The following is a 7,835-nucleotide window of genomic DNA, read 5'->3' as shown; positions in this document are numbered from 1 at the left end:
GAACTTTGCAGCCTGCCTCCAGCAGCTTTTCGGCAACGATGAGGTCCTCGGTCGTATAGGGGAAAACTTCAAAGCCCTCCCCGGCGAGAATGCCGGCCGCCTCGACCAGACCGAATATGTCCGGCTGCAGCGCGTCGTGATTGCCGATCACCTCAAGCTTGATCCAGTTGGTGCCGAAGAGCTCACGGGCCATGCGCGCCGTCGTCACCGCCTCCTTGACCGAATGGCAGCCGGCCGTGTTCGGAAGGACGCGAACGCCCAAAGACTGGACCAGCGACCAAAACTGGCCGCCGGTCTTGCCGCCAGCGGTTTCGCGGCGGAGCGAGACGGTGACGATCTCGGCGCCCGCGGCCTTCATCGCCTCGGCCATGACAGCCGGCGAGGGGTAGAGCGCCGTCCCAAGCAGAAGGCGCGATGATAGTTTTTGTCCGTAGAGTTCGAGCATGGGATCAGCCCCCCTTCATCGGTGTGAGGATTTCGATGCGGTCGCCCTCGCAAAGGCGGCAATCAGCCCGCTCGGCAGCAGGCACGACTTCGCTGTTGACGGCAGTGGCAAGCCAGTCCCCTTCAAATTCGAGGTCGGCCAGGAGCTGCGACAGCGTCGTGGCTGTCACCTCACACACTTCGCCGTTGATGGTCAGCTTCATTTCGCCCTCTCCGATGACTGCATTCGGTTGAAGATCAGCTCGGCCGCCTGGCGCGCCATGGCAGGTGCCAGCAGGAAACCGTGGCGGTAAAGCCCGTTGATGGTGATCGTGGCGCCTTGCCTGTGGACACGCGGCAGATTGTCGGGAAAAGCCGGACGCACGCCGGCGGCCGTTTCCACGATGTCGGCCTCGCCAAAGGCGGGGTGCAGACTGTAGGCGGCGTTCAAAAGCTCCATTACCGAACGCGCCGTGACCGGGCCTTCGGCGTCCGTCTCGACCATGGTCGCACCCACCATGTAAAGGCCGTCGCCGCGCGGCACGACATAGACCGGGATGCGCGGGTGGAGCAGGCGGATCGGCCGAGAGAGGGTGATCTCGCCAGAGCGCAGCAGGAGCATCTCGCCGCGCACGCCGCGCAGTTCGGGCAGCAAATCGCGGGCGGCGAAGCCGCGGCAGTCGATGGTGACGTGGAAGCCGCCTGGCAGATTGCGACCGTTTCGGCCGAAGTGGAAACTAACGCCCATGCCCTCAAGCCGCCGGACCAGCGCCTTCATGGCGCAGCGCGGGCAAAGATGCGCCTCTTCAGCAAACAGCAACCCCGCCCGAAATCGGCCGGCAAGATCAGGCTCCAGCCCGGCGATGCCGTCGGCATCGACCCACTCGAAATGCGCGGTTCGGCGGGCGAAGCGATGAAGCTCGGCCTGGCCGCGCGGCGGCGCCAGGACGAGGCTCCCCTGCCGCGCCACGCCGGGCACGCGTGCCGCCCACCAGTCGGCGGCACGGGCACCGAGGCGGGCAACCTTGGGTTCAGCGCTTTCCAGTTCACACCAGGGCGCCAGCATGGCGCCGGCAAGGCGGGACGCAGATCGCTCTCCGAGGATGGCGCCGCGCTCGAACACCTCGACGGCAGCACCCCGTTCGGCGAGCTCCGTGGCGCAGGCAAGGCCCGCGACACCAGCGCCGATGACCGCAACGCGCATGACGCTACTCCCCGGCGATTTCCGAGGCCGTCTGCGCGGGCACGTAAAGATCGCCGCCCTGGCGGTATTTCTCCGCCATCGCGGCCATGCCCTCCCTCTGCGCCCCCTCTTGCCGGGCAGCGTCGCGGATGTCGTGCGAGATGCGCATTGAGCAGAATTTCGGGCCGCACATGGAGCAGAAATGCGCAACCTTGTGCGCCTCCTTGGGCAGCGTCTCGTCGTGCATGGAGCGCGCCGTATCGGGGTCGAGCGAGAGGTTGAACTGGTCCTCCCAGCGAAATTCGAAGCGAGCCCGGGACAGTGCATCATCGCGCAGTTTTGCCGCCGGATGACCCTTGGCGAGATCGGCGGCATGGGCAGCGATCTTGTAGGTGATGACGCCCGTCTTGACGTCGTCGCGATCCGGCAGGCCGAGATGCTCCTTCGGCGTCACGTAGCAAAGCATGGCGGTGCCGAACCAGCCGATCATCGCCGCGCCGATCGCGCTCGTAATGTGGTCGTAGCCGGGGGCGATGTCGGTCGTCAGCGGCCCCAGCGTGTAGAAGGGCGCCTCGCCGCAGATCTCGAGCTGCCTGTCCATGTTCTCCTTGATCTTGTGCATGGGGACGTGGCCCGGGCCCTCGATCATCACCTGGCAGTCTTTCGCCCATGCGATCTGGGTCAGTTCGCCGAGCGTTTCGAGCTCGGCGAACTGTGCGGCGTCATTGGCGTCGGCGATGGAGCCGGGGCGGAGCCCATCTCCCAGTGAGAAGGAGACGTCGTAGGCACGGCAGATGTCGCAAATTTCCTCGAAATGCACGTAGAGGAAGCTCTCCTTGTGGTGGGCGAGGCACCATTTGGCCATGATGGAGCCGCCTCTGCTGACGATGCCGGTGACGCGGTCGACGGTGAGCGGGAGGTAGGCCAGGCGCACGCCGGCATGAATCGTGAAATAATCCACGCCCTGCTCGGCCTGTTCGATGAGCGTGTCGCGGTAGACCTGCCAGGTGAGATCCTCGGCGATGCCGGCGACTTTTTCCAGCGCCTGGTAGATCGGCACCGTGCCGATCGGCACCGGTGAGTTGCGGACGATCCATTCGCGGATGTTGTGGATGTTGCGGCCGGTGGAGAGGTCCATCACCGTATCGGCGCCCCAGCGGATCGCCCACACCATTTTTTCCACTTCCTCGGCCATGGACGAGGTGACGGCGGAATTGCCGATATTGGCGTTGATCTTGGTGAGGAAGTTGCGGCCGATGATCATCGGCTCGGATTCGGGATGGTTGATGTTGGCGGGGATGATGGCGCGCCCGCGCGCCACCTCGTCGCGCACGAATTCCGGCGTGACATAGTCCGGGATTACCGCTCCGAAGCTCTCTCCGTCCCGGTTCAGTGCTTCCTTCAGCTTTTCGCGGCCGACATTTTCGCGGATGGCGACGAATTCCATCTCTGGCGTGATAGTGCCGGCGCGGGCGTAGGCGAGCTGGGTGACGGCCTTTCCGTTCTTCGCTTTCAGCGGCCGGTGACGAATGGGGAATTCCGGCGTCAGCCGCTCGCCGGAAACGAAGCCATTATCCTCCGGCTTCACGATCCGGCCGTCATAGCGCTCCACATCCCCGCGCGCCGTAATCCACGCCCCGCGCAGGCGCGGCAGGCCTTTTTCAATATCGATCCGTGTTTCCGCATCGGTGTAGGGACCTGAGGAATCATAGACCGTCACCGGCGGCTCGCCCGCTGTCGGGTGCAGCGCAATCTCGCGCATCGGCACCCGCAGGTCGGGGTGAAGCTGACCTGGCTTGTGGACCTTCTTCGAGGCAGGCAGTTCGCCGACAGTGACGGTCGGGGTGAGGGCATTCATGCGTGAGCCTCCTTGCTCTGATGCAACGGAGACCCAGTCCACGCGATGAGGAGGAAGTGACGCTTCGCGTGGAACTCGGATGACCCGATAGCCGAAGCCGGAACAAAAAGCCGACCCGCGAAACCTCGCACCGTCCCTACGCCAGTATGAACTGGATCAGGTTCAACGGGTCACTGCGCGCACTAGCAGTATCTCAGCCCCTTGCCGGGACCCCCCTGGTGATGGCCGCAGGTTGGACGATACGAGCCCGCGCTGTCAACCTCGGTGCAGCATGTGCACAACATGAAATTGAATCCGCCGAACTCCGCCTCGCACCAGACCAACGACGCAGCTTGCCGAACTAAAAACCGACCAGCAGAGCCCCGCCGGTGAGGCCCGCGCCGGCGGCCGCAAGCAGCAGCTTCTCGCCCCGCTGCAGCGGCCGGGCTTGATGGGAGAGCGACAGCGACAGCGGAATGGTGGCAGCCGAGGAGTTGCCGTATTCGGCGATTGTCGTGACCGTGCTCGAGTCTTCGATGCCGAGCTTCGCGGCCACAGCGCTCAGCATGCGCGCATTGGCCTGGTGAGGGACAAAGCGATTTATGTCTTGAGGCTCGAGAGCCGACGCTGAAAGCGCCTCGGCGGAACAACACGCCATCATCTCGATCGCCTTGACGAAGACCGCGCGGCCGTCGGTGATGGTCATGCGCGTTTCCAAAATGTCCAGATCATCCGTGAAAGGCTTGCTGCTGCCGCCCGCCGGGATCTGGATCAGTCCATAATCGCTGCCGTCCGCGGCAACCGAGCACCCGAGTATACCGTGGCCAGGATCGGCGGAAGGGGCGAGCACCACCGCACCTGCGGCATCGGCGAAGAGCACTGCACTTGCCCGCTCGGCCGGGTTGATGCGGCGGCTCAATATGTTGGCGGCTATGACGATGGCCGGCTTGTTGTGCAGGTGCACGAATCCGTCGGCGAAGGTCATGGCATAGATGAAGCCCGCGCAGGCGCCGGCCAGGTCGACCCCGCCGGCCCTTTCCAAACCAAGTCTGTGTGCCACCAGCGGCGCGCTCGGTGGCAGGAGGTGATCCGGGGTCGAAGTGGCAAGAAGGAGCAGGCCAAGCTCCTTGCGATCGATGCCGGCGGCCTCCAGCGCCATGTCGCCTGCCTTTGTCGCCAGTCCGGAAAGCGTGTCGCCGGGTTCGGCCCAGAAACGCGAGCGGATGCCGGTGCGCCCCTCGATCCAGCCGGGTTCCAGGTCGAGCGAAGCTTCGATTTCGGCATTTGCTACCCTGCGCCCCGGCACGTGATGGCCAAGGCCGATGATGCGCGCGGTGCGATTCATGCGTTCTCGCTCGCAAGCTCGGCCGACTCGTCGATGGCCTCGTAGAGCCGGTCGAGTTCGTCCGAGGTTACGCAGTAGGGCGGCAAAACATAGATGACATTGCCGAGCGGCCTGACCAGCAAGCCGCGCTCGAGGAAGAAGGCGCGCAGTTTTGGGCCGACCTCGGCCAGATAGCCGGCTGTGCCGACACGCAGGTCGAGCGCGGCGATCGTGCCGGTTGCGCGCACATTCTCGAAGCGCGGATCCTCGCTGAACCGCGCAACCCTTTCCGCCTGCATCCGCGACAGGGCGGCCACGCGCGCCGCCACAGGCTCCTCCCTCCAGATGGCAACATTCGCGAGAGCCGCCGCGCAGGCGATCGGGTTGGCCGTGTAAGAGCTCGAATGAAAAAACGTCCTGGCCCGATCCCTGGAATAATGCGCACGAAAAATCGCATCCGTGGCGAGCGTTGCCGCAAGCGGGATCGCGCCGCCCGTCAGTCCCTTGGAGGTACACAGGATATCCGGTGAGATGCCGGCCTGCTCACAGGCGAACAGCGTGCCGGTGCGGCCCCAGCCTGTCATGACCTCATCGGCGATGACAAGCGTCCCGGAGCGCTCGGCGATGCGCTTGAGTTCGGCAAGAACGCGGGCGGGGTACATGAGCATGCCTCCGGCGCCGAGCACCAGCGGCTCGACGATCAGCGCCGCGGCTTGTCTGTCGCGGGTTGCTGTCTCGAAGGCATCGAGCGTGGCCTGTTCCCGCCCGCCAGCCGGAAACGGGATGGTGTCGACCTCGAACAGCAGGGGTTCGTAGGCGGCATTGAAGACGCCCCGCGCGCCGACGCTCATCGCCCCGATCGTGTCCCCGTGGTAGCTCTGTCCCATCACGACGATGCGCGAGCGGGGTGCGCCGATGTTGCGGTGGAAGCCCAGCGCCATCTTCAGCGCCACCTCGACGCTGGTCGAGCCGCTGTCTGAGTAGAAAACCCAGTCGAGGCCCGCGGGCGCCATGTCGACCAGCGCCGATGCCAGTTGTTCGGCCGGCTCATGCGTGAGACCGGCGAAGATCACCTGGTCGAGTGTCTCGGTCGCGTTCCGGATCGCGTCCATGATGCGCGGATGGCGATGGCCGTGGGTGACCACCCACCAGGAAGAGATGGCGTCGAGGATGCGCCTTCCGTCGTTCGTCTGCAGCCAGGCCCCTTCCGTCCGGACGATCGCCGGCATGGCCGGTTCGACGGCGTGCTGAGTGAAGGGATGCCATACCGCCGAGCCGCTCATTCCTTGACCTCATCGAATGCCGCCAAGTCGAAATATGAGGTCATGGCCGAGCGCAGGGTCCCGGCCGTCAGCGGGTCGAGCAAGGGGAGGCGGCCAAGCACACGCACCTGGCCCATCCCGGCGATGGTGCACTCCGTATCCGGCATCGCCTCGCCAATGAAGGCCACGCCGAGCAACGGGACGTCGCGGCGGCGCAGCGCCTCGATCGACAGGAGCGTGTGGTTGATCGTGCCGAGCGCGGTGCGTGCGCACAGCACCACCGGCGCCTGCCAGCGGGCGAAGACGTCGACGAACAGCGTCTTGCGAGTGAGCGGCACCATCAGGCCTCCGGCACCCTCCACGATCAAGGGACGTTCGGTTTCGGGCAGGGCGAGCCGGTCGGGGTCGATGGTCACACCCTCGAGTTCGGCGGCACAATGCGGCGACAGTGGCCGCGTCAGGCGCCAGGCTTCCGGCAGGATCCGCTCGGGCGGCAGTTGCGCCAGCCGCGCAGCCGCCTGGTTGTCGGTTTCCCCGTCAAGTCCCGACTGCACCGGTTTCCAGTAGGCGCCGCCAAGCAGGCCGGCGAGGCCGGCCGCGACGACCGTCTTGCCGATGCCGGTATCGGTGCCGGTGATGACGAAGGTCCTGCTCATAAATTGATGCGCTTCAGTTCGGCCAACGCTTCGCTCATGTCGGCGATATCGACCTTTTCTACATTGAGCGTCAGCGAGACCCGCAGCCGGGCGGTGCCCTCGGGCACGGTCGGCGGGCGGATGCCGCGCACGTCGAAGCCGCGTCCCTGCAGCGCCGTTGCCAGCGCCATGGCGCGACGACTGTCGCCGACGATCACCGGCACGATCTGCGAGCCGCTCGGCTTGATGCCGCAGCGCGACTGGAGCTTCTCGCCGGCGAAGGCGACGAGGCCGGCCAGCCGCTCGCGGCGTTCGGGTTCGTCGCGGAGGATGTTCAGCGCCTCGGATGCCGCCACCGCCATCAGCGGGGAGGGGGCCGTTGCATAGATGAAGGGCCGGCAGCGGTTGACGAGGTAGTCGCGGATGACAGCCGGTCCGGTCACCAGCGCGCCGGAGGCACCGAGCGCCTTGCCGCAGGTGTGGAGCACAACGACATTGTCGCGGCCCTCGAGATCATGCGCGAGACCGCGTCCATCCGGGCCATAGATTCCAGTGGCATGCGCCTCGTCCACGAACAGGAATGCCTCGTGGCGGTCGGCGACCTCGATCAGCTCGGCGAGCGGGGCCCGGTCGCCATCCATCGAGTAGAGGCTCTCGGCAACGATCCAGGCACGCCCGGCGCCGCCTCGTGCGCGCCAGGCCCGGATGGCATTGTCCACCGCATCCGCGTCATTGTGAGCGGCTTGCACCACCTCGGCCCGGCCGGCCCGCGCGCCTTCGTGTGCGCTGGCGTGGACGAGTTCGTCCAGTACGACCAGGTCACTCTTCTGCGGCAGGGTCGTCAGCACCGCGAAACTGGCGACATAGCCGCCGCCGAAGAACAGTGCGCGCTCGGCGCCGAAGAAGTGGGCTGCCTTTGCTTCCAGCGCCTCGTGCTCGGGGTCGTTGCCGCGCAGGAGGCGCGAGCCGGCAGCACCCACGGGCGTGCCGGCGGCGAGTGCAAGTGCGACCGCGTCGGCCACGCGCTTCGAGCGGGCAAGCCCGAGATAGTCGTTGGAGGCGAAGTCGATCCCCTCGGGGCCGCTCAGGCCCCGCAAACGGTTCCTGCGGGCCAGCCCGCTGAGGCTCGTCTGGTAGCGCTCGAGCACGGCAGATCCTCTCACCGTGCTTC

Annotated in this window: 7 protein-coding genes, 1 pseudogene and 1 riboswitch; all 8 genes and pseudogenes read right to left on the bottom strand. The window is 66.0% G+C overall.

All coding sequences use genetic code 11. The features are described 5' to 3' along the window. Positions 1-445 (bottom strand): annotated as a pseudogene (locus EOA78_RS34280) (thiazole synthase); the annotation flags it as partial. Between the two features lie 4 nt (positions 446-449). Beyond that, entirely contained in the window at positions 450-647 is a 198-nt protein-coding gene (thiS, locus tag EOA78_RS34275; protein ID WP_127320029.1) for a sulfur carrier protein ThiS, read from the bottom strand. After that, a complete protein-coding gene (gene thiO / locus EOA78_RS34270) occupies positions 644-1,627 on the bottom strand; it encodes a glycine oxidase ThiO (RefSeq protein WP_164784085.1) in 984 nt (327 codons plus the stop codon). Before thiO ends, thiS begins: the two co-directional genes overlap by 4 nt. A 4-nt stretch (positions 1,628-1,631) precedes the next feature. Beyond that, the gene (gene thiC / locus EOA78_RS34265; RefSeq protein ID WP_127320027.1) at positions 1,632-3,464 is read right to left on the bottom strand and encodes a phosphomethylpyrimidine synthase ThiC; all 1,833 of its coding nucleotides are present in this window, start codon (positions 3,462-3,464) and stop codon (positions 1,632-1,634) included. Between the two features lie 115 nt (positions 3,465-3,579). Further along, positions 3,580-3,691: riboswitch (TPP riboswitch) on the bottom strand. Between the two features lie 113 nt (positions 3,692-3,804). Further along, complete coding sequence (locus tag EOA78_RS34260) at positions 3,805-4,788, bottom strand: beta-ketoacyl-ACP synthase III (RefSeq protein WP_127320025.1); 984 nt, start codon at positions 4,786-4,788, stop codon at positions 3,805-3,807. Further along, positions 4,785-6,050: an adenosylmethionine--8-amino-7-oxononanoate transaminase gene (locus EOA78_RS34255; RefSeq protein WP_127320023.1), complete on the bottom strand. Its 1,266-nt coding sequence runs from the start codon at positions 6,048-6,050 to the stop codon at positions 4,785-4,787. The genes EOA78_RS34260 and EOA78_RS34255 overlap by 4 nt, the downstream gene beginning before the upstream one ends. Next, positions 6,047-6,685, bottom strand: coding sequence for a dethiobiotin synthase (bioD, locus tag EOA78_RS34250; RefSeq protein WP_127320021.1), 639 nt, complete (start codon positions 6,683-6,685; stop codon positions 6,047-6,049). The genes EOA78_RS34255 and bioD overlap by 4 nt, the downstream gene beginning before the upstream one ends. Continuing rightward, entirely contained in the window at positions 6,682-7,827 is a 1,146-nt protein-coding gene (locus tag EOA78_RS34245) for an 8-amino-7-oxononanoate synthase (protein WP_127320031.1), read from the bottom strand. The genes bioD and EOA78_RS34245 overlap by 4 nt, the downstream gene beginning before the upstream one ends. Positions 7,828-7,835 lie beyond the last annotated feature (8 nt).

The organism is Mesorhizobium sp. M5C.F.Cr.IN.023.01.1.1 (genome assembly GCF_003997585.1).
Lineage (GTDB): Bacteria > Pseudomonadota > Alphaproteobacteria > Rhizobiales > Rhizobiaceae > Mesorhizobium > Mesorhizobium wenxiniae.
Note: the sequence above shows the minus strand (reverse complement) of the source record. Positions and strands in the feature narration are given on the sequence as shown.

Excerpts from the sequence above, each read along its gene's own strand:
- EOA78_RS34260 (WP_127320025.1), bottom strand. The coding sequence starts at position 4,788 with ATGAATCGCACCGCGCGCATCATCGGCCTTGGCCATCACGTGCCGGGG.
- bioD (WP_127320021.1), bottom strand. The coding sequence starts at position 6,685 with ATGAGCAGGACCTTCGTCATCACCGGCACCGATACCGGCATCGGCAAG.
- thiO (WP_164784085.1), bottom strand. The coding sequence starts at position 1,627 with ATGCGCGTTGCGGTCATCGGCGCTGGTGTCGCGGGCCTTGCCTGCGCC.
- thiC (WP_127320027.1), bottom strand. The coding sequence starts at position 3,464 with ATGAATGCCCTCACCCCGACCGTCACTGTCGGCGAACTGCCTGCCTCG.
- EOA78_RS34255 (WP_127320023.1), bottom strand. The coding sequence starts at position 6,050 with ATGAGCGGCTCGGCGGTATGGCATCCCTTCACTCAGCACGCCGTCGAA.
- thiS (WP_127320029.1), bottom strand. The coding sequence starts at position 647 with ATGAAGCTGACCATCAACGGCGAAGTGTGTGAGGTGACAGCCACGACG.